Annotated in this window: 24 protein-coding genes; 9 read left to right on the top strand and 15 right to left on the bottom strand. The window is 49.3% G+C overall.

Annotated features, from left to right (window positions below; translation table 11 throughout):
- Positions 1-195 precede the first annotated feature (195 nt).
- The 3 genes from DFR62_RS13715 to DFR62_RS13705 form a co-directional block, all read right to left on the bottom strand.
- A complete protein-coding gene (locus DFR62_RS13715) occupies positions 196-1,071 on the bottom strand; it encodes a DUF6612 family protein (RefSeq protein WP_121300903.1) in 876 nt (291 codons plus the stop codon).
- Between the two features lie 180 nt (positions 1,072-1,251).
- Positions 1,252-2,523, bottom strand: a complete 1,272-nt coding sequence (gene hflX, locus DFR62_RS13710; RefSeq protein WP_121300902.1) for a GTPase HflX — start codon at positions 2,521-2,523, stop codon at positions 1,252-1,254.
- 99 nt (positions 2,524-2,622) lie between these two features.
- The gene (locus DFR62_RS13705; RefSeq protein ID WP_121300901.1) at positions 2,623-3,336 is read right to left on the bottom strand and encodes a VOC family protein; all 714 of its coding nucleotides are present in this window, start codon (positions 3,334-3,336) and stop codon (positions 2,623-2,625) included.
- A gap of 203 nt (positions 3,337-3,539) precedes the next feature.
- Between DFR62_RS13705 and DFR62_RS13700 the strand changes: the two genes are divergently transcribed.
- Entirely contained in the window at positions 3,540-5,090 is a 1,551-nt protein-coding gene (locus tag DFR62_RS13700) for a BCCT family transporter (protein WP_121300900.1), read from the top strand.
- Between the two features lie 213 nt (positions 5,091-5,303).
- Positions 5,304-5,726, top strand: a complete 423-nt coding sequence (locus tag DFR62_RS13695; RefSeq protein ID WP_121300899.1) for a VOC family protein — start codon at positions 5,304-5,306, stop codon at positions 5,724-5,726.
- An 86-nt stretch (positions 5,727-5,812) separates the two neighbouring features.
- Here the strand turns inward: DFR62_RS13695 and putP are convergent, their stop codons facing one another.
- On the bottom strand, positions 5,813-7,336 hold the full coding sequence (gene putP, locus DFR62_RS13690; protein ID WP_121300898.1) for a sodium/proline symporter PutP: 1,524 nt from the start codon (positions 7,334-7,336) through the stop codon (positions 5,813-5,815).
- A 109-nt stretch (positions 7,337-7,445) separates the two neighbouring features.
- Here putP and DFR62_RS13685 point away from each other — a divergent pair, with 109 nt between their 5' ends.
- Positions 7,446-7,808 carry a DUF2188 domain-containing protein gene (locus DFR62_RS13685; protein ID WP_121300897.1) on the top strand — a complete coding sequence of 121 codons (363 nt, stop codon included), beginning with the start codon at positions 7,446-7,448 and terminating at the stop codon, positions 7,806-7,808.
- Between the two features lie 56 nt (positions 7,809-7,864).
- Here DFR62_RS13685 and DFR62_RS13680 read toward each other — a convergent pair whose 3' ends face one another.
- The 3 genes from DFR62_RS13680 to desA form a co-directional block, all read right to left on the bottom strand.
- Entirely contained in the window at positions 7,865-8,455 is a 591-nt protein-coding gene (locus DFR62_RS13680) for a response regulator transcription factor (protein WP_058381863.1), read from the bottom strand.
- The gene (locus DFR62_RS13675) at positions 8,452-9,591 is read right to left on the bottom strand and encodes a sensor histidine kinase (RefSeq protein WP_121300896.1); all 1,140 of its coding nucleotides are present in this window, start codon (positions 9,589-9,591) and stop codon (positions 8,452-8,454) included. Before DFR62_RS13675 ends, DFR62_RS13680 begins: the two co-directional genes overlap by 4 nt.
- Positions 9,592-9,734: 143 nt before the next feature.
- Positions 9,735-10,754: a Delta(5) desaturase DesA gene (gene desA, locus DFR62_RS13670; protein ID WP_121300895.1), complete on the bottom strand. Its 1,020-nt coding sequence runs from the start codon at positions 10,752-10,754 to the stop codon at positions 9,735-9,737.
- Between the two features lie 209 nt (positions 10,755-10,963).
- On the opposite strand from desA, the gene DFR62_RS13665 reads away from it, so the two are divergent.
- Entirely contained in the window at positions 10,964-11,215 is a 252-nt protein-coding gene (locus tag DFR62_RS13665; RefSeq protein ID WP_101189439.1) for a hypothetical protein, read from the top strand.
- A 34-nt stretch (positions 11,216-11,249) separates the two neighbouring features.
- Here DFR62_RS13665 and cydC read toward each other — a convergent pair whose 3' ends face one another.
- The 5 genes from cydC to DFR62_RS13640 all read right to left on the bottom strand — a co-directional run bounded on the left by cydC (position 11,250) and on the right by DFR62_RS13640 (position 18,387).
- Complete coding sequence (gene cydC / locus DFR62_RS13660; RefSeq protein WP_121300894.1) at positions 11,250-12,953, bottom strand: thiol reductant ABC exporter subunit CydC; 1,704 nt, start codon at positions 12,951-12,953, stop codon at positions 11,250-11,252.
- On the bottom strand, positions 12,941-14,671 hold the full coding sequence (gene cydD, locus DFR62_RS13655) for a thiol reductant ABC exporter subunit CydD (RefSeq protein WP_121300893.1): 1,731 nt from the start codon (positions 14,669-14,671) through the stop codon (positions 12,941-12,943). Before cydD ends, cydC begins: the two co-directional genes overlap by 13 nt.
- A 453-nt stretch (positions 14,672-15,124) precedes the next feature.
- Positions 15,125-15,847 carry a ZIP family transporter gene (locus DFR62_RS13650; protein WP_121300892.1) on the bottom strand — a complete coding sequence of 241 codons (723 nt, stop codon included), beginning with the start codon at positions 15,845-15,847 and terminating at the stop codon, positions 15,125-15,127.
- Positions 15,848-15,928: 81 nt separating this feature from the next.
- Complete coding sequence (gene wrbA, locus DFR62_RS13645; protein WP_121300891.1) at positions 15,929-16,543, bottom strand: NAD(P)H:quinone oxidoreductase; 615 nt, start codon at positions 16,541-16,543, stop codon at positions 15,929-15,931.
- A 203-nt stretch (positions 16,544-16,746) separates the two neighbouring features.
- Complete coding sequence (locus DFR62_RS13640) at positions 16,747-18,387, bottom strand: AMP-binding protein (protein ID WP_121300890.1); 1,641 nt, start codon at positions 18,385-18,387, stop codon at positions 16,747-16,749.
- A gap of 150 nt (positions 18,388-18,537) precedes the next feature.
- On the opposite strand from DFR62_RS13640, the gene DFR62_RS13635 reads away from it, so the two are divergent.
- Both DFR62_RS13635 and DFR62_RS13630 read left to right on the top strand, forming a co-directional pair.
- Positions 18,538-19,695, top strand: a complete 1,158-nt coding sequence (locus tag DFR62_RS13635; protein ID WP_121300889.1) for a class I SAM-dependent methyltransferase — start codon at positions 18,538-18,540, stop codon at positions 19,693-19,695.
- Positions 19,692-19,946 (top strand): hypothetical protein, encoded by a 255-nt coding sequence (locus DFR62_RS13630; RefSeq protein ID WP_058381873.1) that lies wholly within the window; start codon positions 19,692-19,694, stop codon positions 19,944-19,946. The genes DFR62_RS13635 and DFR62_RS13630 overlap by 4 nt, the downstream gene beginning before the upstream one ends.
- Positions 19,947-20,742: 796 nt before the next feature.
- Here the strand turns inward: DFR62_RS13630 and DFR62_RS13625 are convergent.
- Complete coding sequence (locus tag DFR62_RS13625; protein ID WP_121300888.1) at positions 20,743-21,162, bottom strand: hypothetical protein; 420 nt, start codon at positions 21,160-21,162, stop codon at positions 20,743-20,745.
- 146 nt (positions 21,163-21,308) lie between these two features.
- Here DFR62_RS13625 and DFR62_RS13620 point away from each other — a divergent pair, with 146 nt between their 5' ends.
- A complete protein-coding gene (locus DFR62_RS13620) occupies positions 21,309-22,232 on the top strand; it encodes an ABC transporter ATP-binding protein (protein ID WP_121300887.1) in 924 nt (307 codons plus the stop codon).
- A complete protein-coding gene (locus DFR62_RS13615; RefSeq protein ID WP_121300886.1) occupies positions 22,210-23,151 on the top strand; it encodes an ABC transporter permease in 942 nt (313 codons plus the stop codon). Before DFR62_RS13620 ends, DFR62_RS13615 begins: the two co-directional genes overlap by 23 nt.
- 49 nt (positions 23,152-23,200) lie before the next feature.
- Here DFR62_RS13615 and DFR62_RS13610 read toward each other — a convergent pair whose 3' ends face one another.
- Both DFR62_RS13610 and nfsA read right to left on the bottom strand, forming a co-directional pair.
- Positions 23,201-23,815, bottom strand: coding sequence for an NAD(P)-dependent oxidoreductase (locus DFR62_RS13610; protein ID WP_121300885.1), 615 nt, complete (start codon positions 23,813-23,815; stop codon positions 23,201-23,203).
- Between the two features lie 44 nt (positions 23,816-23,859).
- A complete protein-coding gene (gene nfsA, locus DFR62_RS13605) occupies positions 23,860-24,591 on the bottom strand; it encodes an oxygen-insensitive NADPH nitroreductase (RefSeq protein ID WP_121300884.1) in 732 nt (243 codons plus the stop codon).
- A gap of 103 nt (positions 24,592-24,694) precedes the next feature.
- On the opposite strand from nfsA, the gene DFR62_RS13600 reads away from it, so the two are divergent.
- The gene (locus DFR62_RS13600) at positions 24,695-25,252 is read left to right on the top strand and encodes a M15 family metallopeptidase (RefSeq protein WP_121300883.1); all 558 of its coding nucleotides are present in this window, start codon (positions 24,695-24,697) and stop codon (positions 25,250-25,252) included.
- The last annotated feature ends 119 nt before the right edge of the window (positions 25,253-25,371 follow it).

Raw genomic sequence — 25,371 nt, 5'->3', positions numbered from 1 at the left:
GGCACTTCATTGATCGAAGTGTGTTTAGCCGGATCTGCTTCTTTAGGGGGTTTCCGGCTAGTTGGGGAATCGCTTCTTGGGTTGGGGATCAGGATGTGTACGGGCATCGGACGACGTTTCTGGATTCTCTGCTATGCACGCCTTTCAGCGCACAAAAAAGCAGAGGGAACTTCCCTCTGCTTTCAGTTTCGTGTATTAAAATTCAATTTCCTGTGCTTGTTCCAATACTTCCGGTGGAATTTCAATCGGCTCGATGGCATTGTAGTCGCTGTAGTCCACTTGCATCTGCGACTCGATTGCCATCATTTCGCCCCGCACGTCGACATCAAGTTCCATATCGACTTCCATGCGGTCCGCTAAATAGGTTTCTTTATCCAGCGTGATGACGTAATTCACGGAATGCACTTCCAGGTCTTCTGGAGATAGAGGGGCTTCTATTTCCATCTGGCCCAGCGTTTTCTCCAATTGTTCGTCCGTCAGTTCCTGGAACTCTTCTCCCGAGGCATCGAGCGTCAGGATATAGGCTTCATCCGTTTCTTCCAGCACGAAATCCTCTTCGAAATCACCGAGTTCGTCTAATTGGCGCGCAGGGTCAGCTGATTGCTGTCCGGCAATCGACTGCATGTTTTCGTGCATTTCTTCCGGCATCTTCAGCCACATATCGACGGATGTCTCGTGCATGTATAAGCCCTTTTCTGTCATATACATTTCCGTCAGCATCGGGTTGGTATTGTCGATATCATCCGATACAATGCTGGTCTCACCTGTTTGATGAAATGCTAAAGGCTCGTAGGTCATTTCCATTTCAGAATCCACCGTCATGTTGATTTCCATGCCCTCCGGCTGCATCTTCATCTGTTGTTCGGTGTTCGACTGCGCACGCAAGCTTTCTACTTGCTGCGAAGCTTCTACCGCTTCTGCGTAAACTTCCGAAGCGCTCTTCGTTTCTTTCGGAGCTTCTTGCGCAGGATTCTCGCTCTCTTCTTCAGTCGTCGGTGCTTGCGCATTACTGCATGCGCCAAGACCGATGACAGCGGCGCCCGTTCCTATGACTGCCACCCATTTCCTCATGGCGTTCACTCTCCTTATAAAGACTTGTCGTCCATTATACAGCATTCTGCCTTTACTCACAGTTTACCCAATTTACAACCGATTAATTGCCGAACCTTTCGAATATGGAATTTCCACAGGAAAAAGCCGGAGAATCCCCCCGGCTTTTTCCTGTTTTCGTCTATTTACAATATAGCTTGATTATTTACCGACAACGAATTGTTCGTAGCGGTCATAATCCGCACGGCTCAATTCAACGGTGATCAACGTGCCTTCTTCGCCATATTCGGTTTCTTTGATGCTCGCATGGTCGTTCAAATACGCGACGACATCCCCGCGCCCGAACGGAATTTCCATCCGGCACATGACATGGTTCGCAAAGAGCCGGTCGCGGATGCTTTCGACCAGTTCATCGAGTCCCACCCCTTCTTTGGCGGATATCCACACAGCATCTGCGCTCTTTCTTGGATACACGACACCGGCAAGGTCCGATTTATTATAGACATATAAAGTCGGGACGTTCTCCACGCCCACATCCTGCAGCGTCGCATCGGTCACTTCCATCATATAATCATGCTCATCGTTCGAGACATCTACAACGTGAAGCAGTAGGTCCGCATTGCGCGCTTCTTCCAGTGTCGAGCGGAATGCTTTGACTAGATGGTGCGGCAAGCGGCTGACAAAACCGACGGTATCGGATAGCAAAAAGGTCTTATTGTCTTCTAGCCGGATTTGGCGGATGGACGTGTCCAAAGTCGCGAACAGCATGTCTTTTTCAAATACCTGCTTGTCTACATCCTGCCCCGTCTTCGACAGTAAACTGTTCATGATCGTCGACTTGCCGGCGTTGGTATATCCGACCAGCGAGACGACCGGCATGCCTTTTTTCAGCCGATGCTTACGCTGTGTCGTGCGCTGTTCTTTTACTTGGTCGAGTTCCCGTCTAAGCTTGGTGATTTGGTCTTCGATTTTCCGGCGGTCAAGCTCCAGCTTGGTTTCCCCGGCGCCGCGGTTGGCGAGCCCGCCACTGCTGGCACCGCCTTGGCGGCCGAGCGACGCGCGCAAGCCGACGAGACGTGGCAACATATACTGCAATTGCGCTAATTCCACTTGCACTTGTGCTTCGCGTGTACGGGCGCGCCTCGAGAAGATGTCCAGGATAAGCATCGTCCGGTCGATCACTTTGCATTCCAGCTCTTCCTCAAGGTTGCGGATCTGGGACGGCGAGAGCTCGTCATTGAAGATAATCAGATTGGCGCCTGCTTCTTCGTATAACACTTTCGCTTCATCGACTTTCCCCGTGCCGATATAGTGGGCAGGATTTACGCGGTCCAAGTTCTGGTGCAGTTCGCCCACGACTTCGACGCCGAGCGCTTCCGCCAAATTCCGCAATTCTTCCATGCTGTATTCAAAATGGGTATCTTTTTGCAATTGGACACCCACGATAATCGCTTTTTCAATCAATTGTTCCATCTACGGTTGCCTCCTTCGGCAGAACCTCGATTCCACCCGGTCCCTTGTCTTTATCAATTTGAAGTTTCCTTCTATCCTACCACAGTACCACGCCCGCCCCTATCCGAAACGCGGCGCCTGATAGCGGCCATCTTCAAAAACGATTTCCTGCTCGGCCGATTCGAAACGCACTTCACGCAGCCGCTCTTTTCCTTTGCCTGCCTCAAACACGAGATGGCAGTTTTCCAAGTCTATGCCTCCCCCGAGCAAACTGCTCCATCGCGCTTCACTTTGCGCTGGATTTTCCACTGAGAAAACAAGCGCCTCCAAGCGCAGGCCTTCATTAAGCTCCGTGATGGCGCCTTTTTGTTTCAAGCCAGCAAAACGCGCCTCGTCCGGTTCTTCCCATTCAATAAAGAACGGCAGCGGCAAATCGGACGAAATTGGCTCATCGATAAAGAGCAAACGCCAGCGGATGGTTTCGCCTGTTTCAGTCAGCCGCTCAGCATCCATTGGGCCAATCGTCCGGAACCCCCGCCCTTCGATTTGTTTTGCCAAAAGGTCCAGGTTATCAGAACGCAGGCAAACCGTGCCAAAACCTCTCTGGTCATGGCGCAAATGCTCGACAAGCGGATGCCCGGAACGTTCTGCAACGCTTTCATCTTCAATTGTCAGCCACTCAACATAATAATCCGGCCCGTACATGAGGGCGTTTTGCGTTCCCCAGTTTTTATGGCTACCTCCTGTAATTGCATGGAAACCTTTTTCGTTCCAAAACTTGCTGCTGGCTTCTGGATTGGTGTGGGTAAAATGGACGATGTGATCCAATTTCATTTGCTATCACTCCTTTTCTTTGCCTATTAATCGTTTTCTTCTATATAAATATAATACCCTCTAGCGTTGTCAATTTGCTGTGTATATGGTCACTTTTTCCCTGTCAATTCTGATTTTTCCGCGAAATGGGTGGTTTTTAGGCATCATTTTCGATAGGGTAGGGTATAGGAAAAGATAATTACCATATTTCAAAGGAGGTCATCATGGATAAAAAATTATTGAAAAACCCCGTGTTTATCATATCGACAGCCGTGATCCTGCTGTTGGTCATTGCCGGGGCATTCATGCCGATTCGTTTCGGCGAAGTTGCCGGCACTTTATTTAACTTCACCACTCTTAACTTCGGTTGGTTCTACTTACTAGCTGTCTTCATCATCACCCTTTTCCTAATCATCATTGCCATTAGCAAATATGGCAGCATTCGGCTCGGAGCCGACTCCGACCGCCCGGAATTCCCGTTCTTCACTTGGATCGGCATGCTGTTCTCAGCCGGCTTCGGTGCAGGGCTCGTCTTCTGGGGCGTCGCGGAACCGATGAGCCATTTCTTTACGACACCGTTCGGTACGGAAGGGCAGACGGAAGAAGCAGCACGCATTGCGATGGGCTATTCGTTCTTCCACTGGGGCATCAGCCAATGGTCTGTCTTTGCCATCGTCGGTTTGGTCATCGGCTTCTTGCAGTTCAGACGCAAAAAGCCTGGCCTTGTCTCGACCGCACTCGAGCCGGTCTTAGGTTCAAAACCAGTAGTCAAGCACACGATTGATTCACTCGCAGTCATTGCAACTGTCATGGGAATCGCGACTTCACTTGGTCTCGGCGTCTTGCAAATGAACGGCGGCTTGAACGCTGTATTCGGTATCGACAACGCCTTTCCGATCCAATTGGCGATTATCGGCGTCATGTTCGCTGCCTATACCCTATCTTCTTCTACAGGGCTTCACAAAGGGATCGCCTATTTGAGTAATTTAAACTTAGGCTTGGCACTTGTCTTAATGGTGTTCGTCTTCTTTGCCGGCCCGACAGTCTTTATCATGGATACATTTACACTCGCAATCGGCGATTATATCACTAATTTCGTTCAGTATAGCCTGCGCATGGAGCCTTATACAGGTGGAGAATGGGTTCTTGGATGGACCATCTTCTACTGGGCTTGGGCAACTGCCTGGTCACCATTTGTCGGGGCGTTCGTTGCACGGGTTTCACGCGGGCGTACTATCCGCGAATTCGTCTTCGGCGTTTTGGTCATTCCACCAGCCATCGCTTGTGTATGGATCGCCGTCTTTGGCGGTACAGCTTTATGGTACGACCTGAACGAACAATCGGGCATCGCGGAAGCAGTCAATGTCGATTTGACTTCTGCCTTGTTCCAAACCTTTGACGTACTTCCGCTATCGACTATCATGTCCGTATTGGCGATTCTGCTGATCTTCACTTTCCTGGTGACATCAGCCGACTCCGCTACATACATCTTAGCGACCATGACCAGTTTCGGCAGCTTGAACCCGCCGACTTTATTCAAAGTCATCTGGGGCGTTTTGATGTCAGCGATCGCAGCTGTTCTGCTTTACGCTGGCGGGCTTAGCGCCTTGCAGACCGCTTCACTCATATCGGCCTTGCCGTTTACGGTGCTCTTGCTTCTGATGCTTTGGTCATTCACCAAAATCATCCGTGGGGAGTCGCCGCCGATCCGCAAATCCGAATTGCGCCGCTTCCGACGCTTGGAACGCGAAGCGAGAAAACAACAGAATAAGTAAGCTCAAAACCATCACTGCCTTAAAAGCTCAAGATCCAGAGCTTTTAAGGCAGTTTTTCATTGGATAAGCTGATGATGCTCACGTTCAGCGAGCTAGCTAAAAAAACCGATTATTGAGTTAATATAACTTTACATTCTTCATCAAGGGTCTATAATAAAATCAAAGGGAATGTTTGTTCGTATTTTACATATTTTATAGAAAGGAGTTTTCATAATGACCGTCAATGTCTATATGATTTTCAATGGCAATTGCGAAGAAGCCGTAGCCTATTATGCAAAAGTATTCGCTACAGAACCCGCGGAGCTCTCTCGCTTCGGGGATATGCCTTCAGAACCTGGGCAGGAAATGCCCGAAGTGATGAAAAACCGGATCATGCATGCAAGCTTGGACATCCATGGAAGCGCCGTCATGTTTTCAGATGCCATGTCAGAAGCACCGGTCTCAATCGGAAAAAACATCAATGTAACCGTGCTATCCGATGATTTGGGGAAAATGACGGAGGAATTCAACCAACTTGGACAAGACGGGACAGTTCAAATGGAACTGCAGGAAACATTCTGGAGCCTTGGATACGGCATAGTAGAAGATAAATACGGTGTTGTCTGGATGTTCAACCATGACGACGGCCGGCAATGAACGGGCAGATTCCCCCTTAGTCGCTGACCATGCGCAGGCATTAAAAATAGGCTATCCTCTCAATGAGGATAGCCTATTTCCATAGATTATTTCTTGTCTTCTTGAATCAAGCGAACTGTTTCATCGAACTCTGCATCAATTTCAGCATTTGGCTTGTAAGTCACCAAGCTGACAATCCAAGTTGCCAACCAGCTGAGGATGAAGCCTGGAATGATTTCATAGACGCTGCCAATGAAGTTCGTTAGGTCAGTAGCCCCCGCTTCATCAGGAGCTGTACCAACCAAGTCCCAGATGATGACAGTGATAGCACCGACAATCATACCGGCGAGCGCACCTTTAGAAGTAAGTTTACGCCAGAATAGGGACAGCAAGATGATCGGTCCGAAAGCGGCACCAAATCCAGCCCATGCATAAGCGACCAATCCAAGGATGGTATTGTTCTGCTCCCATGCCAGTGCTGCGGCGATGACCGCGATGGCAGCTACGGCGATACGGCCAAGCGTGACATAGCCTTTAGCGCTTGATTCTTTCTTAAAGGCAATTTTATACAAATCTTCGATCAATGCCGACGAGCTGACGAGCAATTGAGACGAAAACGTACTCATGATCGCTGCCAAAACTGCAGCCAAAACGAAACCTGCCACTAGCGGGTGGAAGAGCACTTGGCTCATGTCCAAGAAGACCGCTTCCGGATCCACAAGAGTGGATTCAGGGTTTTGCTGGAAATAAGCAATCCCGACCAAAGCCGTACCCGTGGCACCGATAAGGCTCAAGATCATCCAGCCCATGCCGATACGGCGGGCAGTCCGAACTTCCCCTAAAGTTTTGATAGCCATAAAACGGACGATGATATGCGGCTGGCCGAAGTAACCAAGGCCCCACGCTGCGGCAGAAATGACGCCAATGGTGGAAGCGCCGGATACAAGGCTCAACATGTTCGGGTCGACTTCCCGAATGCTTGCTGCCGTTTCACCAAATCCGCCGGTAACGAAAATCCCGACGACCGGTACTGCAATAAGCGACAGGAACATCATGATCCCTTGCACAAAGTCCGTGTAGCTGACGGCGAGGAACCCGCCGAATAAAGTATAAGCGACGACTACCACCGAACCGATTATGAGGCCCAGATGGTAATCCATTCCGAATGAGCTCTGGAAGAATAAGCCAGAAGCTACCATTCCGGATGAAACGTAGAATGTGAAGAAAATCAAAATGATAATACCAGCGACAATCCGCAATAGGCGCGAACGGTCTTTTAAACGATTTTCTAAGAAGCTAGGAATGGTGATGGAATCACTGGTGACAAATGAGTAGATCCGCAGACGAGGCGCAACAAAGAACCAGTTCAGAAACGCACCGATCGTTAAACCGATGGCAATCCATACTTCCACGAGACCGCCGACGTAAATCGCCCCCGGCAATCCGAGCAAGAGCCATCCGGACATATCCGATGCACCGGCGCTGAGAGCCGCAACGGATGGACCGAGTCCCCTTCCTCCGAGCATGTAATCGGATAAGTCGGCTGTCTTCTTATACGCATACCAGCCAATGAATAGCATAGCCGCGAGGTACACGAGTAAGGCTATGATTTGATAAGTTGTATCTGTCATGACATCTCCTCCTTATTAAACACTTTAACATAATGAGTTTATATGAAAAGGGGGCTTTGCGTTTTATTTCCTATTTAAATGGGGATAGAGAGGCAAGGAGGCGATAAATATGCCGTGGAATAAGAATGATTACCCGGATTCCTTCAAAAATTTGGATGAAGATGTCCGCAATAAAGCGATTGAAATCGCCAATGCTCTTTTACGGGATGGCTACGAGGAAGGGCGCGCCATTCCAATTGCTTTGGACCAGGCACGTGACACCGTACAAGGAGACAGCGGAGGCCCGATTTATGAAATCCGCAAGCATTCAGAAGGCTGGCAACTGAAGAAGAAAGACAGCAAAAAAGCCATCCTCATTGAAGAAACGAAGGATGACTTGATGGGCGAAGCGAAGCGCTACGTTAACCGCAATAATGGGGAGCTCCACGTCTACGGAGAAGATGACTCGCTGCAGGAAAAACTATACGATTAAAACCAAACAGCAGGACAGGGAAAGCAGATGTTTTCCCCTGTCCTGCTGTTTTTCGTTCAGCTTTTCTCACGATAACGCGCAATGGCTTCAATCCGATTGCTCGCTTCGAGTTTATCAAGAATCGTGGAAATGTAATTGCGCACTGTCCCTGTTGTGATGAACAGCTCTTTGGCGATTTCTTTCGTGCTGCGCCCTTCCGTGATCAACTCCATCACTTGCCGCTCGCGTTCAGTGAGTGGATTGCTGCCCGCATACGCGAGGTCGACGAGTTCCGGTGCATAAATCCGCCGGCCGTCCATAATGGTGCGAATCGATGTCCCCAGTTCTTCGCTCGGGCTGTCTTTCAAGAGATAGCCACTGACACCCGCTTTTCGTGCCCGTTCGAAATAACCTGAACGCGCGAAAGTCGTCAGGATAATGGTTTTACACGGGTGGTCTTTCAGGGCTTCTGCCGCGTCCAAACCACTCTTGACCGGCATTTCAATATCCATGATGCAAACGTCGGGGTTCAGCTCCTCGACTAAGCGGATTGCCTCTTCCCCATTCGACGCCATGCCGACCACTTCCAAATCGTCTTCCAGATCCAGTAACGACCCGAGCGCGCCAAGCATCATGCGCTGGTCTTCTGCCAGTACAATTCGAATCATGAATTTCTCGCCTCCATATCTTGATAAAGAATGACATTCGGCACCCGGATATTCAAAGTTGTGCCGTCCATTACTTCAATATCGACTTGCCCATTGACAAAGTCCAGGCGCTCACGCATTCCCGCAAGCCCATTCCCTTGAACAAGTGGATTGCCTTCTGGAAAGCCGACGCCGTCGTCTTGCACTTGCACGAGGATTTCATTCGGCGTCTGCTTAATCAACACCGTACAGCGGGACGCTGCACTATGTTTCACGACGTTGGTGACCGCTTCCTTCAAGCACATGCTCAGCACATGCTCCATTAACAGCGGTGTGTTGTTGAGTTTGGCATTGCCGTAAAAGACGAAATCGATGTCCGCGGCCCGGAGAATCTGTTGGATGCGCAATAATTCGTCTTCAAGTTTCGTACCGCGCATATCCGTCACCAGTTCCCTCACTTCCTTCAAAGCGGTGCGTGCGGTCTGGCGGACATCCTGGATTTCAGCTGCGGCACGTTCCGGGTCTTTACTCAATAGTTTCCCCGCCAAGTCACTTTTCAAGCCAATTAATGACAATTTCTGGCCGAGTGTATCGTGGAGATCGCGCGCTATCCGTTCGCGCTCCTCGATCAGCACGAGCTGCGATATTCGCTTATTGGCATCTTCGAGCGCTCCTTCAAGCTTTTCGCGTTTGTGCCGGTTATACGTATTGAATGGCAATAAGATAACACCGAGAACGCTTAAAATGATGAACGGCAATTGTGTGATGTACAGATTGAAATCGGCCAATAAGCCGTAGATGATCGCGGCGAGCGTTGTTCCAATATGCAAGCCGTAAATGATGAAAAAGCCGACTTTGCTGCGGATATTGCCGATAAAGAACGCCAAAAAAATCGCCAGGTAGACATAGCCGAATAGAAAGATCATCGCGACATTGATGATCATCTCGACACTTACCCATAAATACACGAGAAACGAATGTGAACTGAACGACAAGCGGTAAGCGATAAAAAACGCCACCAGCAGAATGATGCCTGCTGCGATTTCAGTTGGGGAAGATGAACGGAAAATGAAAAAGAACGGCAAAATGCAAAAGATTGTCCATGCATAAATGCTCAACCACGTATTGCGGGGGAAAATTTGATACCAGTTTTGCATAACTGCCTCCTAAAGTTTCTTTGCTCCCATCATACCAAAGCTCGAAGACAAAGAGAAAACCTGCGCGGTTCCCTATTGCAAACAAGTATTTTTTCAAAGAAAAACTGCCCTTTCCTCTCTGTTGAGGCAAGGGCAGTTCCACTTTATTGCTGTGCTGTCCGGGATTCGCCAAGCAAATGCTTGATGGCACCGAATGTAACAAATCTCTTGTTTTCTTCATCGTACACTTTGTACTTCAAGGATTGAAAGCTTGTCTTCAAGTTGACCGTCGTCGCTTTTTGCAATGGCGGCGTGGAAACATGCGCTTTCTCCAAGTTGTAGTTCGGGACGCGCGGGCTCAAGTGATGGACATGGTGGAAACCGATGTTGCCAGTCACCCATTGCAGTACTTTCGGCAATTCATAATACGAGCTGCCTTCGATTGCTGCTTTCACGTAATCCCATTCGCTTTCGTCTTCGAAATAAGAATCTTCGAACGTGTGCTGAATGTAGAACAACCAAATACCCAGTGCCCCAGCTGTAAACATGATTGTGCCTTGGATCAGCACGAATGCCTGCCAGCCGATCGCCAAGATCATGATCGTGTAAAGGACCACTAGTGAAGCATTAATCAAGTACGTGTTGTTGCGTTCTTTCTTCCGTGCATCCTTACGGTTGAAACGGCTTGAAATCAAGACCAGGAATAACGGCCCTAACCCAAACATTACGAGAGGGTTACGGTACATACGGTACTTGAAGCGTTCCCACTTGGAAGCTTCTACATACTCGTCGATTGTCATGACCCAGATATCGCCGACTCCGCGCTTGTCGAGGTTGCCGCTCGATGCGTGGTGGATAGCGTGCTCGCGTTTCCATTTTTCATAAGCGAAAAGTGTCAATATGCCGGTAATCGTTCCGACGATCGCGTTCGCTTTTTTATTTTTGAAGAACGATCCGTGTGTACAGTCATGGAAAATGATGAACATACGGACGACAAATCCAGCTGCGATAACGGAAATCCCTACTGTCAGCCAAACGGAAACATCCAGTGCGAGATAAGCTAAAAACCAAAGAATGAAAAATGGGGGTATTGTGTTAATCATTTGTTGAACACTTGCTTTAACATCTGCTTTTTCGAAAGGGGCGACAAACTTACGTAATTGCGCTGTCTTTTCTTTGCTCATATCTTGTCTTCCTCCTAGAATGGGCGTCGTGCCCATCGATGTACTTGTTAACCATCATATTACGCTCCTGCCCCCTTCTTCATAAGACATAAACGTCTGTTTCTGAGTATGACACCTGTCATGGTTTTTGCTTTTCCATAACTTTCTAAAATCAAGAAAAACGTGTATACTGAATTATATGCAGAATAATCTGAATAGAGGTGAACACTATGACAGGACTGGTAGCTGTCATCATGATCTTTTCCATTCCCCTCGTCGCTATCTGGACGGACTATTTGACCAAAAAGAAGAAAATGCACCAGCGTGCGCTGGAGACGGAAGTGGAACTCGAAAAGCTCAAGCATGACAATTACGTCATCGAAACGCAGAAGCTGCGGCTGGAACTTGAACAAATGAAACTCGACGACGCCTTGAAGCATCAACCACTCATAGCCGAACGGCAAAAAGACGCGTCTGCATAGACGCGTCTTTTTGTTTGCTGTGTTTTCGGCCAACCTAGACGAAAACTTGCTCTTCTATTTTCTTTAAGCCGAAGAAATAGCCGCGGCGTTCCATTAATTCCTGGTAATTGCCTTGTTCGATCAAGCGTCCGTTTTCCAACACCAGGATGCGGTCCATGTTTTCAAGCCCCGATAAATCGTGGCTGATGATGACAAACGTATCCTGTGGGTGACGGGTGAACAGCTCGCTGTAGATGGATTGGGCCGTTACGCCGTCGACCGATGAAAACGGTTCGTCCAGCAGCCATAGCCGTTCGCCTTTCAGAAACGCACGAGCCATCGCAAGGCGCTGCTTTTCACCGCCCGACAAGTTGCGGCCCTTTTCGTAAACCGGCGCCGACAGCTCCAAATGTCCCAAGCGTACGAGTTCGAGTGCTTCGTGCAATTGTTCTGTGTCCGCCTGCTCATTCGCAATGCGCAAATTGCTCTCGATTGTCCCTGAAAAGAAATGATTCTCCTGAAGCACAATGTTCATGCGCTCCCATACATTTTCTGGGCACATGCCACTAAGCGCTTCATTTCCGAAACGGATTTCGCCATTCTCGGGTACAGCCACTTTCAGCAATAGCTGCAATAAAGTCGACTTACCTGAACCACTCGGGCCGACAATCGCCGTTTTAGATCCTTGCGGCAACTGGAAACTGACTTCATCGAGCGATAAGCGGCTGTCATTCGGATAGCGATAGGAGATGCGATTCGCCTGAATATCCACCGGCCCCTCTGGCATCGTACCGGTGCTGTTGTCCGGTTCTTCGTCCACCACTTCGTCAAGCCTGCGCGCAGCGATCCGGCTTTCTTCATAATACGCCGGAAGTGCAGCGAGTGGACCGACATTTTCAAATGCCCCAAGCGATACCATGACAAGCATCGCCAAATACAGACCGGACAATTCCCCGATGGACACGAAATACGCCCCAGTTGCCAAAACGAAAAACGAAGCCAGAAAAGCCACAAGCGCATTCACGGACTGAACCCGGTTTTCTTCAAGCCCTTCGTTTTGCTGGGCCTGTTCGTAACGGTGTGCGCTTTCCTGTAATTCTGCGCTTTTTTGATCGAGCGCCAAATGGATTTTCAAATCCTTGAATCCGTAAAGAAATTCCGCCGATGCGGCCGCAAACTCTCCACGGGTTTCTCCTGTCGCATGTGTTTTCTTCCGTCTCCGGAGAGCGAAGAACGCGGGCAGGATGACGACCACAAAAATTGCGCCTACCAAGACGATCAAGGCCATGGGCAGTGAATAAAACGAAGTGAAGAACACTGTGGCCACCAAGATCATGCCCACGACAATCGGTGGGTACAATACGCGCAGCAGGAAATTTTGCAAACTTTCCACGTCGCCAACGATGCGCGATAACAGATCACCGCTCTGGTGGCGCTGAAAAATGCCCGGTGCGAGTGGTGCCAGCCGCTCAAAGAAACTGCCGCGCAAATGGCCGAGCATCGTAAATGTTGCGCGGTGTGAAAACAGCCGTTCCGCATAACGGGTAATGGCGGCTGCAAAGCCGAATAATTTAAGCGATGCTGCCATCACGACCAAGGTCGTCATTTGGGCAGTCAAAGCCGCTTTGGAAATCAAATAGCCACTTGCCCCAAGAAGCGCAACACCGGCAAGCCCCGCCAGGAAGCCGAACATTATGGCAAGGGCGACGTCGCGTTTTTCTTTTAGCGTCAGCCAAAAAACCGTTTTTAATTCACCCATGCCTGTTTGCCTCCTTGCTGCGCCTCAATCATGGAACGGTACGGGCTGAAGCTATCCATTAGCTCTTCGTGCGTGCCGATGGCTTCCACCTTCCCTGCGTCCAAGACGATAATGCGTGATGCGTTCCGGATCGTGTGCAGACGGTGTGCAATCGTGATAACGGTAGCTTCTTTCGACAACTCTTCGATGGCCCTTTGCAGCACTTGCTCTGTATGAAGGTCGAGCCCTGCTGTCGGTTCATCAAAAAACAATAACGACGGCTTCTTGAGAAATGCACGCGCTAACACGAGCCGCTGCTTTTCGCCGCCGGACAATCCACGCCCCGCTTCGCCGATCACCGTGTCGAATCCTTCAGGAAGCGATTCGACCAATTCCAGGATGCCCGCTTTCTGAGCCGCCGCAATCAATTCTTGTTTCGCCACGGCTTGATTCGACCCGAGTTCGATATTTTCTTTAATTGTCCCTGCAAATAAATAAGGATCTTGCGTAATATAGCTCAATTGCCCGAACCATTCATCTTCGCTCACTTGTTTTTGCGGGAGGCCGTTGATCAGCAATCGCCCGCTGGTGGCCGGCAATAATCCAGCCATGACATTCATCAAGGTGCTTTTTCCGGAGCCACTTGCCCCGACCAGCGCGGTAGATGTTCCCGCGTCGAGCTTGAAACTTGCCGGTTCGAGTTGGAACCCTTCTCCGTACTGAAAGCCGACTTGCTCTACTGCTAACTCAATCGGTGCATTGACTGGGAATTCACCCCACTCAACCGGTTGATGGTTTTTCGCCAATTCTTCTGTCAACAGCTCAGCAGATGCTGCACTGCCTCTCGCCGTATGAAAAGCGCTGCCAAACTCTTTCAATAAATTGAAGAAATCCGGCACGAGCAGCATGACGAGGAAAGCCGGGAAAAACGTGATGCTATCGAAGACGACAAGGCGCAAACCGATTTCGAGCGCCACGATCCCGATGCTCAGCATGGAAATGTATTCAAGCGTCAAAGAAGACAGGAAAGCCGATTTCAAGACGTCCATCGTCGAATCGCGAAACTTCAAGCTATTGTCCCGAATGGTGTCGCTTTGCCGCTTCGCCTGGCCGAACAAGCGCAAAGTTGTCAAACCTTGCAGCACATCGAGAAAAGCGCCTGAAAATCCAGCCAATTGTTCAACTTTCTCATCCGCTTTTTGTTTCGTTCTTTTGCCGACAATCGCCATGAACAAAGGGATGAACGGCGCTGTAATCAAGATAATCAGCCCGGTCGTCCAGTTCAAATAAAAAATCACCCCGAGGAGCATCAGCGGAATTGTATAACTTTGGATCATCTGGGGAATATATTTGCTGAAATAACCATCCGTGTCATCGACGGCTTCGAGCAGCAAGCCGACTTTCCGCCCCGACTGTCCGGCAATCGACCCCTGCAATGGATTTTCCTTATACGAAGCAATCAATTCCCGGCGCAGACGGCGTCTTGCTTCCACAGACAGCGTGATGCCGAGCCGGCCGATCGCATAACTTGCGCCAGCCCGCAGCAAAATGACCGCCAGCAACGCAGCCAATAACGGCAGCACGTCTTCAAAAGAGGCGGATTTCAGAAATACTGAATCAGCTACCCATACAAAAAACAAAGCCTGCCCGATCATCGCAAGCCCTTTTGCCAATGAGGCTAGAAACAACAACCGTATGCGATTGTTCTGGCTGTAGGCCATTTGCTTCAAACTTCCCATTCCCATCGCCCTTTCTTTCACTTATCCCTATTATAAAGGAGCAACAGGGAGATTCCTTTGGGGACGCATGACCTGAGCGTCATTTCCCGGGAAATTGTTACAAAACGGTTCACATTTCACAAAGAAAAGCCACGCAGCGAGGCTGCGTGGCTGGAATATCGGAAATTCGCTCACTTCACGGCTTTCTTCCGGAGCTTGGGAAAACGATGGCCTGTAACCACAAGGCATCATCTTGGATCTTTCTCTTCAAAGAAGTATCCAGGCATTCTTGGCACTCTGTCGTCAATTTTTGAAGTTCATATTCAAAGACTGCCTCTTCCTCTTTCGTGATCATGGCATAAACATCACCTTTCGACACTAACGCGAGGATTGCGCACGTGATTCATTACCTAATACTCTACCCGATATTCTAAAGATTATTCCCCTTTTTTATAAATGGCATCATTTTTTTAGTTAAATGAACAATAGTAACATAGAGTATACGGCCAGTCCTATTACAAAAGCACCTAGACTACTTTCCCGCTCTTCGGGCAATTCTTCTTTCAGCACGTTTAGAATAACGCCGCCCGCAATCAAGGCCATGAGAAATGCAATGATCAATTCATGCACTTCCGTCATCCACCCGATGACCCAACCGGCCACGATTGCTGCAGCGAGAAGCCATCTGCCGTACCGGTCATATTCGCCTTTATGTGCTTCCCGGAGGCCCTTGTCATTGGTGATGAAATGGACGCCGAGCGCAATGAAAAACAAGGCCATCCCAACCACGCCTTCATATTCCTCGCGCATCATCAAATAGCCAATGACCCCGTTGTACATAGCAAAGGAACCGATATGAATCCAGAATACGCCTGAAGAAGACTTGCCTTCTGCAGTCCGGCGCTTCGTGTTTTTGACCATTTGCTCCAAGCCGTAAAAAATGACCAGCCCGGCCATCGCAGCTAAGTAAATATGGTTGCTCAGAAAACCTTCCCCCGGGCCGCCGAATTCCTCGTGGACCTCTTCTTGGAATTCGCCTAACTCAGGCAATAAGTGCAAAAATACATAGGCGACAGAAATGCCGCCGGCAATCGATAAGAACCGGCTGCGCGGTACGGCTTTCAGGAAATTCATGTTTTTCGAAAATAGATGGATGACGACAAATCCCATTACAAACAGCAAGCTAAGCCATACCAAACTACCCCTCCTCGACTGAAAAAGCAGACGGGCGCATTCGCCCGTCTGCCAGCATTCGCCTTTTTGGCGTGTAGTTTTTAGTTACCCGTTCAAGCCGTTTTTAACCCATCCAGCCACTTGTACTGTGCGTTTTGCCTGGTGCGCCACAGCATCTTTTACGTCTTCCACCATATTGCCGTCCTGGTCGACGCTGACGCTCGTTCCATAAGGGTTGCCCCCTGCTTTGAACAAGGATTGGTCCGTATAACCCGGAGCCGCAATGATTGCGCCCCAATGATGCATCGTTGTATAGACAGCGAGAACTGTAGCTTCTTGTCCGCCATGAGGATTTTGCGCAGAAGACATGGCGCTAACGACCTTGTTCGCAAGCTTCCCTTGCGCCCATAAGCCGCCGGTTGTATCGAAGAATTGTTGCACTTGTGAAGATACATGGCCAAAGCGCGTCGGCACGCTGAAGATGATCGCGTCTGCCCATTCAAGCAAATCGTTGTCGGCTTCCGGCACATTCTGCGTCGCTTCGTAATGCTCTTTCCAGGCTGGGTTCGATTCAATCGCCCCCATCGGCGCATTCTCTTTCACTTTTGCCACTTTTACTTCTGCACCCGCTTCTTTCGCAGCCGCTTCTGCCCATTGCGCCATTTGATAATTGGTTCCTGTTGAACTGTAGTAAATGATTGCCAAGTTTACGTTGCTCATTCCATAACCTCTCCTTTATCAATTTGGTCCGTGGCTTGCACGAATTATCCTATATTCAAGATAACTTCTGTTATTAGTGTGCCCTATTTAGAAAGACATTAAACTTTCTTTTCTGAATATCTCGATTCAAGTGAAGAAGAACTAGCTAACTATACGCAACAGAAAACCAGATGAAAAATTTCCATCTGGTTGCTTCTTCTTGTTTATTGGACCTTCTCAGCGATTTCCTCAGACATTTCACGCAACTTGAACTTCTGGATCTTTCCGGAAGCGGTCATCGGATATTCTTCGATGAATTCAATATAGCGCGGAATTTTATGATGGGCGATTTTCCCTTTGCAATAAGTGCGCAGTTCATCCGCACTAAGCGTCTCGTCCCCTTTCAGAATAACCCAGGCCATCAATTCTTCCCCGTATTTCGGGTCCGGCACCCCGACGACTTGAACATCTTGGACGGACGGATGCTGATAGAGAAATTCCTCAATTTCACGCGGGTAGATATTTTCCCCTCCACGGATGACCATGTCCTTGATGCGGCCCGTGATCGAGATATAACCATCTTCGTCTTCAACCGCAATGTCGCCCGTATGCAGCCAGCCATCAGAATCGATCGCTTCTTTCGTGGCTTCTTCGTTTTTGTAATAGCCTTTCATGATCAAATAGCCTCTCGTGCACAATTCGCCCGGCATGCCTTTGACGACTTGTTCGCCGGTCACGGGGTCGATAATTTTCACTTCGACATCGTCATGCGGCTTTCCGACAGTGGCGACGCGTTTTTCGATGGCATCGTCTTTGCCGGTCTGCGTGATGACCGGCGATGATTCGGTCTGCCCATAAGCGATAGTGATTTCACTCGCCCCCATATCGCTGATGACTTTCTTCATCACTTCGATCGGGCACGTCGAGCCGGCCATGATGCCAGTGCGCAATGTCGAAGTATCGAACGACTCGAATTCGGGATGGTTGAGTTCGGCAATGAACATCGTCGGCACCCCGTGAAGCGCGGTGCATTTCTCATCTTGCACCATCTGCAAGACGCGCTTCGGCTCGAATTGCTCTGCGATGACCATTGTCGTGGCATGTGTTACTGCCGCCAAAGTTCCGAGCACGCAGCCGAAGCAATGGAAAAATGGCACCGGGATGCACAAACGGTCGGTTTCATCCAAATTCATCATATCGCCGACGAGACGCCCGTTGTTGACGACGTTGCGATGCGTCAGCATGACGCCTTTCGGGAATCCGGTCGTCCCGGATGTGTATTGGATATTGATGACTTCATCCGGCTCCATCGAATGGAAGCGCTGTTCGAGCTGCTCATCCGTTATCTTTTCTGCAAATGCTTCAAACTCGCTCCATGTGTAGATGCCCGGATAGCTGTTTTCGCTCATGACGACGACGCGTTTCAGATGCGGCAGCTTGGGCGAACTGAGTTTTCCTTTTTCTGATTCGGCCAGCTCCGGACACACTTGATTCAATACTTCGATATAATTGGTGCCTTTGAATTCTTCCCCCAGAATCAAAGTCGTGGAATCCGATTGCTTCAATAGATATTCCAGCTCGTTCGCCTGGTAGCTCGTGTTGACGGTGACCAGTACGCCACCCATCTTGCCTGTGGCATATTGGCTGAGCAGCCACTCACGTTTGTTGTCGGACCAAATGGCGATGTGCTCGCCTTTTTCGATGCCAAGGCCCATGAACGCTTTCGCTAGCGCATCGGTCTCTTGGTCAAATTCGGCATAGGTTTTGCGGATGCCTTTTTCCGGATAGACATACGCTTCCGTCTGCGGAAACTTTCTCGCCTGCTCCCGTAAAATTTCCCCTACTGTTTGATCGAGAATTGCCATTTCTTTGTCCCCCTTATTGAAAACGGTTTCATCTATTTTATTATCGCAAAATTCCAAATAAAAGGAAAGCGCCTTTTCCAGCTTGCGAAGTCGCCCCAGGCTGCCAGCCGTGCTAAAATGAGGCTATCATAAAGACGGAAGGGATTTTCCATGGAACTCCAAACTATGCACGTACAACTTGCAGAAAAGCTGCAAAGCCACGCACTAGTCACGGCCACCATCAGTCAGCCGCGCCAAAAATCGAACGACTTGAAACGCATCAAATTAAAACCGGTCGAACTGAAAGAAGGCTACCGCATCCAGTTCGAATATCAATACGAACAAATATTGAAACACCAAAACCTGACAATCGAACAGGCAGTCGCCGAACTCGAACAATCATTCACCGACTTCCGCCAAGGCTTATTCCAGTTCACCGACGAAAAAGTCCAGATCCAATTGACCAAAAAATTCAAAGTGAGCTATAAATCTGAAGCCGATGCACGCGCTGCCGCCGATCTGTCCCATAATCGAAAGAAAGACTATCTGCTAGAGGACGGCATCCCCTACCCGTTTCTTGTGCGCCTCGGCGTCCAGTCGCCAGACGGCAAAGTCAAGAAACAGAAATACGATAAATTCCGCCAGATCAACCGCTTTATCGAATTCATCGATGATGCACTCGAGCATTTGCCGAAAGATCGCCCGATCCGCATACTCGATTTCGGCTCCGGCAAGTCTTACCTAACCTTCGCGCTGTATCATTATTTGCGCGTCGAAAAAGGGCTCGATCTGCGCGTCACGGGTCTTGACCTGAAAAAAAGCGTCATCGAGGAATGCCAGAACATCGCCCGCGACCTCGATTACCAACAGCTCGAATTCCTCGTTGGCGATATCAACGATTACGACCAAGACACTGCAGTCGATATGGTCGTGACACTTCACGCATGCGACGTGGCGACTGATATGGCGCTTGCACGCGCCGTTAAATGGAACGCTGGCGTCATCTTGAGCGTGCCGTGCTGCCAACATGAGCTCAATAGCCAAATCCAATCGTCACCGCTCGATGTCATGCTGCAGCACGGTTTGATCAAGGAGCGCTTTAGCGCACTCGCGACCGATTCCATTCGTGCGGAACTGCTTTCTTTGGTCGGCTATGAAACCCAGTTGATGGAGTTCATCGATATGGAGCACACGCCGAAAAACATTTTGATCCGCGCTTACCGCACGAACAAAAAACCGGCAGCGGGACAATTGGAACGCTACCGGGAATTCACCAAACTGTTAAACGCCAAACCGTTTCTTGAAAACGAATTGAAGGAGCTCCTATGAAACGAAAAAATTTAGTCAACGGCATGATCCTTGCTTTCTCGGTTATCTTTATCCGCTTTATCGACGTGCGCGTCTACGATATGCCGCTCATTTTGACTTTAGCGTTGTTGATGGTGCTGATCTACGGGGGCATCCGCCTCGTCGAACGCTTCCCGGCACTTGATGAACCCGTCAGCAAACGAACATCGCTGATCACCAACACTTTGGTCATCGTCACCATCTTCCTGGCATTCTTCGTGCTCGGGCTTTAACTTCAGATATGTGTGGAAGGAATCAATGCTTAGCATTGGTTTCTTTTTTTGTGAGAATAAGTTTGCTTGTGGAATTGTTGCTGATGTTGATTTAAGCTTCATCTACTAGTCGCCGCCCGGCTTTGGGTTGGCCTCTCACAGCAAGCCAGGAAGAACGCCTGTCTTACTGCTTCGGCTCACCCTTGACGCCGGCAGCTGAGAGATTTCATTGCAAGCTGACTGTTTAAGTAGATCTGCTTGTGTATGGAGTTGCCGGCTAGTGGGGGAATCGCTTCCCGTGACTTAGGATTTGAAAAATAGGTGCTTAAACCAAACAACTTACTATGGGATTAGAATTGCCAATTACATCACCCTTGTTCAAGGCGACGCGAGCTATAAAGTCTGACGCTATTCTACGCCTAAATTAAATAGACTGAAGTGCTTATCCACCACTCTAAAACTAGAGACGCAGTGGAAGGGGGCTGACGCCTGTGGGACCGCGCGGGCTGGCGAGACAAACGTGCCGCGGTCTTTGGCACTTTGGCTCAACACCGCCCCACGGCAAGCAGCCCCCTGCAACGTAGTCGAAAAGCGGAAGCTTTTCAAATCTCTTCTTTCTATCTAGCAGTTCTTGTCGCATCAGCTGCATAACTCGCATACTGCGGACCCAAAGCGTGCCCCTGTAACGCAGTCGTAAGCGGAAGCTTTTCCACTCCGCTTCCCCGAGTCTTGTTCCATCTTGCAGTTGAATATTTGCCAACTATTTTTCACACATAAAAAAGCCGCATCTTTTTTTCAAGAAGCGGCTTTCAACTATTTAAGGCGTGTTGTCATTCGGCTTTTCATCCGCCTGTTCTTTGACGATCGACTCAATATAGCTCTTCACCGGCTCTAGCGTCAGTTCCAGGTGGCTCGTCTGCAGATGCTTCGCCAAATAATCGAGCTGGTGGTCTTCTACCGCATCCGATTGGAGATTGAGGACATCATTGATATAGAGCATGCCCTCGTTTGTCGCCATCGGGGAGTCGACGCCGTCTTGATTTCTTTCCTCGACCGCATCCAAGCCATGGACCAGCCCTTGTTCTTTCAATTCACCCATTGCCTCTTTGTACTTTTCTTCCCCGATACCTTGCGATAAGCGGCGGTCGAGCTCTTGAATTTCCTCCAAAGATGCGCCTTTGTAATACTGTGCGTAATACGCCATGAGCACTTGTTCTTTTTCCTGCAATTCATTCATAAAGCCAAACCCTCCATATATTCGTTGTTAATTGGTTTATTCCCGCTGAGGCGATAGTTAAGCCTGCCGGATTTCCAGAAAACTGAAACTTTCCGGGAAATGAATCGTTAGTACTGAAGGAAGCAAAACGGAAAGAGGTGGCTCATATGAGCAATGAGAAAATTGTTGAGATTCGCAAGCTCTCAAAGACGATCGGCAAAAAGCAGATCATCAAAAACTTGAACTTGGATCTCCATAAAGGGGAAATTACCGGGTTTCTTGGGCCGAACGGGGCAGGTAAGACGACGACGATCCGCATGATGGTCGGATTGATGAAGCCGACGCAAGGCGATATCCTGATTGGCGGTAAATCGATCCGCACCGATTTTGAGGGAAGCATCGAAAAAGTCGGCGTCATTGTCGAAAATCCGGAGATGTATAAATTCATGTCCGGCTACAAAAACCTGGTGCATTTCGCGCGTATGCATAAAGGTGTGACAAAAGCCCGCATCGACGAAGTGATCCAGCAAGTCGGGATGCAAAACCGCATCAAGGAAAAAGTCGGTTCGTATTCACTCGGCATGCGCCAACGCCTTGGCCTTGCACAAGCACTCCTCAACAATCCAGAGTTTTTGATTTTGGATGAGCCGACAAATGGCCTCGACCCTGCAGGCATTCGCGAATTCCGCATGTATTTGCGCAAAGTGGCACGTGAGAACGATGTCGCCATTTTCGTCTCCAGCCATCTATTGTCAGAGATCGAATTATTGTGCGACCGCATCGCCATTATCCAGAACGGTGAATTGATCGACATCAAAAATGTTAACGAACACCAGCAATCCCGCTATTACATAGAAGCCAAGCCGGCCGAACAGGCGAAGCAAGTGCTCGAAGAAATCGGCTTCACGGTGCACCCGCATGAAAATGGCTATTTGATCGATACAGAACCGGAGCACATCCCGGGCGCCATCAAACTTCTCACTGCTGCAGGTGTCGATTTATACGCTGTCCAACCGCACCGCACGACTTTAGAAGATCAATTCCTAGAAATGACTGGAGGCGGCGAAATTGCTCAAGCTCATACAAAATGAATGGATGAAATTATGGAGTAAAAAAGCGACATGGATCATGGCAGTTCTATTGATCGTCATCTTATTGGCAAATGCCGGCATCACCAAATGGATCGAATCCACCTCCCCGGCTCCAGAGATGGATTGGCAGGAGATGGAAATGATGAACTTGGCTTCAGCCGAGGATCAATTGCAGAATCCGGATATTGGCCCTGCCCAACAAGATTATTACGAAGGCCAGGCCGCCATCGCAGAATACCGCTTGGCCAATGACGCCGAGCCGTTCAAAGTCGAAAGTCTGCAGCAGCAAGTGCTGGATGGCCATATGATGCTATCGCTCGTGACATTGTTTACGGTCATCGTCGGCGCGGGAATCGTTGCTTCTGAGTTCTCACAAGGAACGATCAAGATGTTGTTGACGCGCCCGGTTAAACGATGGAAAATACTGACGTCCAAATACATTACAACGATGTTGTTCGCCTTATTATTTGCCATTCTTACTTTCGTATCAATCGCTTTATTCAGCTGGATTTTCTTTGGGGTTGGAGACGGCGCATTCCTGGTGTGGAACGGATCGGAAGTCGTGGAAGGCTCTTACTGGGCTGAAGCATTGAAACTATCCGTGCTTAGCTTGGCGAGCACGTGGATGATTGGTACGTTCGCGTTCATGCTCGGGACGGTTTTCCGCTCCAGTTCGCTTGCGATCGGCGTGTCGATTTTCTTGATGTTTGTCGGTGTGCAACTCGTCTTCTTGTTGCAGCGCTTTGAAATCGTCAAATATTATTTGTTTACACATACCGATTTGACTCAATTCTATACAGGCTTCATGCCCATCCCAGACATCACAATGGCCATGTCGCTCATCGTTTTGACTGTTTATTTCCTGGTCTTTATGGTGATCAGTTATTGGACATTCTCAAAACGCGACGTTACTGCCTGATGCATGCAAAAACCCCTTGAACTTTTCACAGTTCAAGGGGTTTTGTCATTCAATATGCAATGCCGACGCGGCTTTTCAGGAAATCATCCGAATCCAATTGCTCGTAAGCGAATAATGCCGTATCGCCGGCCGTAATTTCTTTGCCATCTTCAGGCAAGTAATTTTCTTCAAAGCGGAAATAGCCTTTCGGTTCGCCGTCCGGTAAATACGTCGGGCATACGATCGTCCAGTCCAAATCACTTTGTTCCAATGATTTATAGGCTTTTTCATGTTCTTCTGCCGCAAAGGTCAGTTGACGCTTGGAATCACCGCCCTGATAGCGGAGCAGCCCGGGGCTCAAGCGGCTGTTCAAAATACCGGCGGTCCCGATGGTGATGATGCGCCGTATGCCTTCTGCTTCCATCGCTTTCACGATCAGCGGTGTCGCATCTGATAAGGTAGTCGTGCGGTCGGTGCCGATTGCGCTAATCACAGCATCCGCTCCTTGCAGCGTTTGGCGGATGTCCTCTTCGTTGCGGACATTTCCGACAATCATATCCAGATTCGCGTGGGGTTCAAGATCTGCTCTCCGAACCAGCGCTTTCACTTCATGGCCGTCACGAAGCGCCATATTCAAAACATATCTCCCGACTCTTCCCGTTGCTCCAAATAACGCGATTTTCATTGCTTCTCAGCCTCCTCAATCATTCCAGTTATTGAATGCACTTCTTATTTGAATAGATACCCGCGTTTCGCCAATACATCCTTTAAATCGGGGCGATGCGGCTTGTTCAAGAACGTCGCCATCTGTTCGCTCCATTTCGCGGTTTTTTGATTGTTCGAGCGAGCGGCATAATAAGACATGATCGTCTCATCGTAAGCAGGCAAAATTTCTGCGTATTTCGCTTCGTCGTATTCATTTTCATGAAGCACGGCTTCTACAGGAAGTCGCGGCTTCACTTCATTGGACTCATTCGGCACGCCGACCGTCAAGCCGTAGACCGGGAAAACGCCTTCTGGCAAACCAACAAGCTTGCTGATTTCTTCCATATTGTTGCGCACTCCGCCAATATAGCAGATGCCATAGCCCTTGGATTCAGCGGCAAGCGCCAAGTTCTGTGCGAGCAACCCGACGTCCGTGACCGCAACCAGCAAGTTCTCCGCCTGGTCGAAGACAATGTCTTCGCCCTGCAGTTTCGCGGCATGCCCTAACCGGTTGTAGTCGGCGCACATTAAGAACACAGCTCCGGCCCCTTCCATCTGTTTCGGGTTTTTGGACAGCTCGCCGAGGCGTTTGCGCTTGTCTTCATCCGTCACCCAAACGATGGAATAAGCTTGCACGAAGTGGGACGTAGCTGCATGCTGTGCCGCTTCGACCAATTCATGGACTTCTGCGCGCGTCAATTGCTGGTCTTTATAGTCGCGGACCGATGCATGTGATTTCATTAATTCAATGACCATTATGTATCCCTCCAAAAAATCTGTTTCCCCTATCGTACCAAAAACTCCTGCCGGATACTTGCTTAAGGATTTTTGCTACAATCAAGTTACGAGGTGAAATTACTTGAAAACATTCCGCACCGTCTTTTCATTGCTGTTGTTGTTCATCATCGGTGCATTTTTGTTCATTTGGATCGAACGGGAAATCGAAGAGCGCAACGAACGCGCAGAACGGCCGCTCCCGACCGGGCTGCACCCGATCGTCGAATCTAAACGCGACCAGCTCATCGCGCAAGCTGAAGAAGCCGGGATCGACATCCTCATCACCGACGGTTTCCGTTCCGTTGAAGAGCAAAACGAGATCCATGCCCAAGGCCGCTCGCGTGGCGGGAACGTCGTCACTTATGCAGAAGGTGGCGAGTCCTACCATAATTACGGGCTGGCCATCGATTTCGCGCTGCGCTTGCCTGACGGCTCAGTCGTTTGGGACATCGAGCGCGACGGCAACGAAAACGGGCGTTCCGACTGGTTTGAAGTAGCGGACATCGCCAAAGAGCTCGGCTTCGAATGGGGCGGCGACTGGCAACGCTTCAAAGATTATCCCCATCTTCAAATGGACTTCGGTTTATCGATCCGCCAGTTGCAAGACGGCTATCGCCCTGAAGATGTCGTTGCCGATTAAGCCCTATGCCTGATTAAGAATTGATCCTTATTTAAAATCGCTACAAGATTCCTGAAGAGCAAGACTAAAGAACCGGAATTGGGGTAGTATCATTATATAGAGATAGAAACATATGCCAG

The organism is Planococcus citreus, from assembly GCF_003664125.1.
Lineage (GTDB): Bacteria > Bacillota > Bacilli > Bacillales_A > Planococcaceae > Planococcus > Planococcus citreus.
This window is presented reverse-complemented; position numbering and strand designations above follow the sequence as displayed.

Bases quoted from the DNA above. Each gene is read 5' to 3' on its own strand.
- DFR62_RS13625 (WP_121300888.1), bottom strand. From the start codon at position 21,162: ATGAATGAATTGCAGGAAAAAGAACAAGTGCTCATGGCGTATTACGCA.
- nfsA (WP_121300884.1), bottom strand. From the start codon at position 24,591: ATGGTCATTGAATTAATGAAATCACATGCATCGGTCCGCGACTATAAA.
- DFR62_RS13715 (WP_121300903.1), bottom strand. From the start codon at position 1,071: ATGAGGAAATGGGTGGCAGTCATAGGAACGGGCGCCGCTGTCATCGGT.
- DFR62_RS13695 (WP_121300899.1), top strand. From the start codon at position 5,304: ATGACCGTCAATGTCTATATGATTTTCAATGGCAATTGCGAAGAAGCC.
- cydC (WP_121300894.1), bottom strand. From the start codon at position 12,953: ATGGGTGAATTAAAAACGGTTTTTTGGCTGACGCTAAAAGAAAAACGC.
- DFR62_RS13705 (WP_121300901.1), bottom strand. From the start codon at position 3,336: ATGAAATTGGATCACATCGTCCATTTTACCCACACCAATCCAGAAGCC.
- cydD (WP_121300893.1), bottom strand. From the start codon at position 14,671: ATGGGAAGTTTGAAGCAAATGGCCTACAGCCAGAACAATCGCATACGG.
- DFR62_RS13665 (WP_101189439.1), top strand. From the start codon at position 10,964: ATGACAGGACTGGTAGCTGTCATCATGATCTTTTCCATTCCCCTCGTC.
- wrbA (WP_121300891.1), bottom strand. From the start codon at position 16,543: ATGAGCAACGTAAACTTGGCAATCATTTACTACAGTTCAACAGGAACC.
- hflX (WP_121300902.1), bottom strand. From the start codon at position 2,523: ATGGAACAATTGATTGAAAAAGCGATTATCGTGGGTGTCCAATTGCAA.
- DFR62_RS13630 (WP_058381873.1), top strand. From the start codon at position 19,692: ATGAAACGAAAAAATTTAGTCAACGGCATGATCCTTGCTTTCTCGGTT.
- DFR62_RS13675 (WP_121300896.1), bottom strand. From the start codon at position 9,591: ATGCAAAACTGGTATCAAATTTTCCCCCGCAATACGTGGTTGAGCATT.
- DFR62_RS13680 (WP_058381863.1), bottom strand. From the start codon at position 8,455: ATGATTCGAATTGTACTGGCAGAAGACCAGCGCATGATGCTTGGCGCG.
- DFR62_RS13685 (WP_121300897.1), top strand. From the start codon at position 7,446: ATGCCGTGGAATAAGAATGATTACCCGGATTCCTTCAAAAATTTGGAT.
- putP (WP_121300898.1), bottom strand. From the start codon at position 7,336: ATGACAGATACAACTTATCAAATCATAGCCTTACTCGTGTACCTCGCG.
- DFR62_RS13620 (WP_121300887.1), top strand. From the start codon at position 21,309: ATGAGCAATGAGAAAATTGTTGAGATTCGCAAGCTCTCAAAGACGATC.
- DFR62_RS13635 (WP_121300889.1), top strand. From the start codon at position 18,538: ATGGAACTCCAAACTATGCACGTACAACTTGCAGAAAAGCTGCAAAGC.
- DFR62_RS13610 (WP_121300885.1), bottom strand. From the start codon at position 23,815: ATGAAAATCGCGTTATTTGGAGCAACGGGAAGAGTCGGGAGATATGTT.
- DFR62_RS13700 (WP_121300900.1), top strand. From the start codon at position 3,540: ATGGATAAAAAATTATTGAAAAACCCCGTGTTTATCATATCGACAGCC.
- DFR62_RS13640 (WP_121300890.1), bottom strand. From the start codon at position 18,387: ATGGCAATTCTCGATCAAACAGTAGGGGAAATTTTACGGGAGCAGGCG.
- desA (WP_121300895.1), bottom strand. From the start codon at position 10,754: ATGAGCAAAGAAAAGACAGCGCAATTACGTAAGTTTGTCGCCCCTTTC.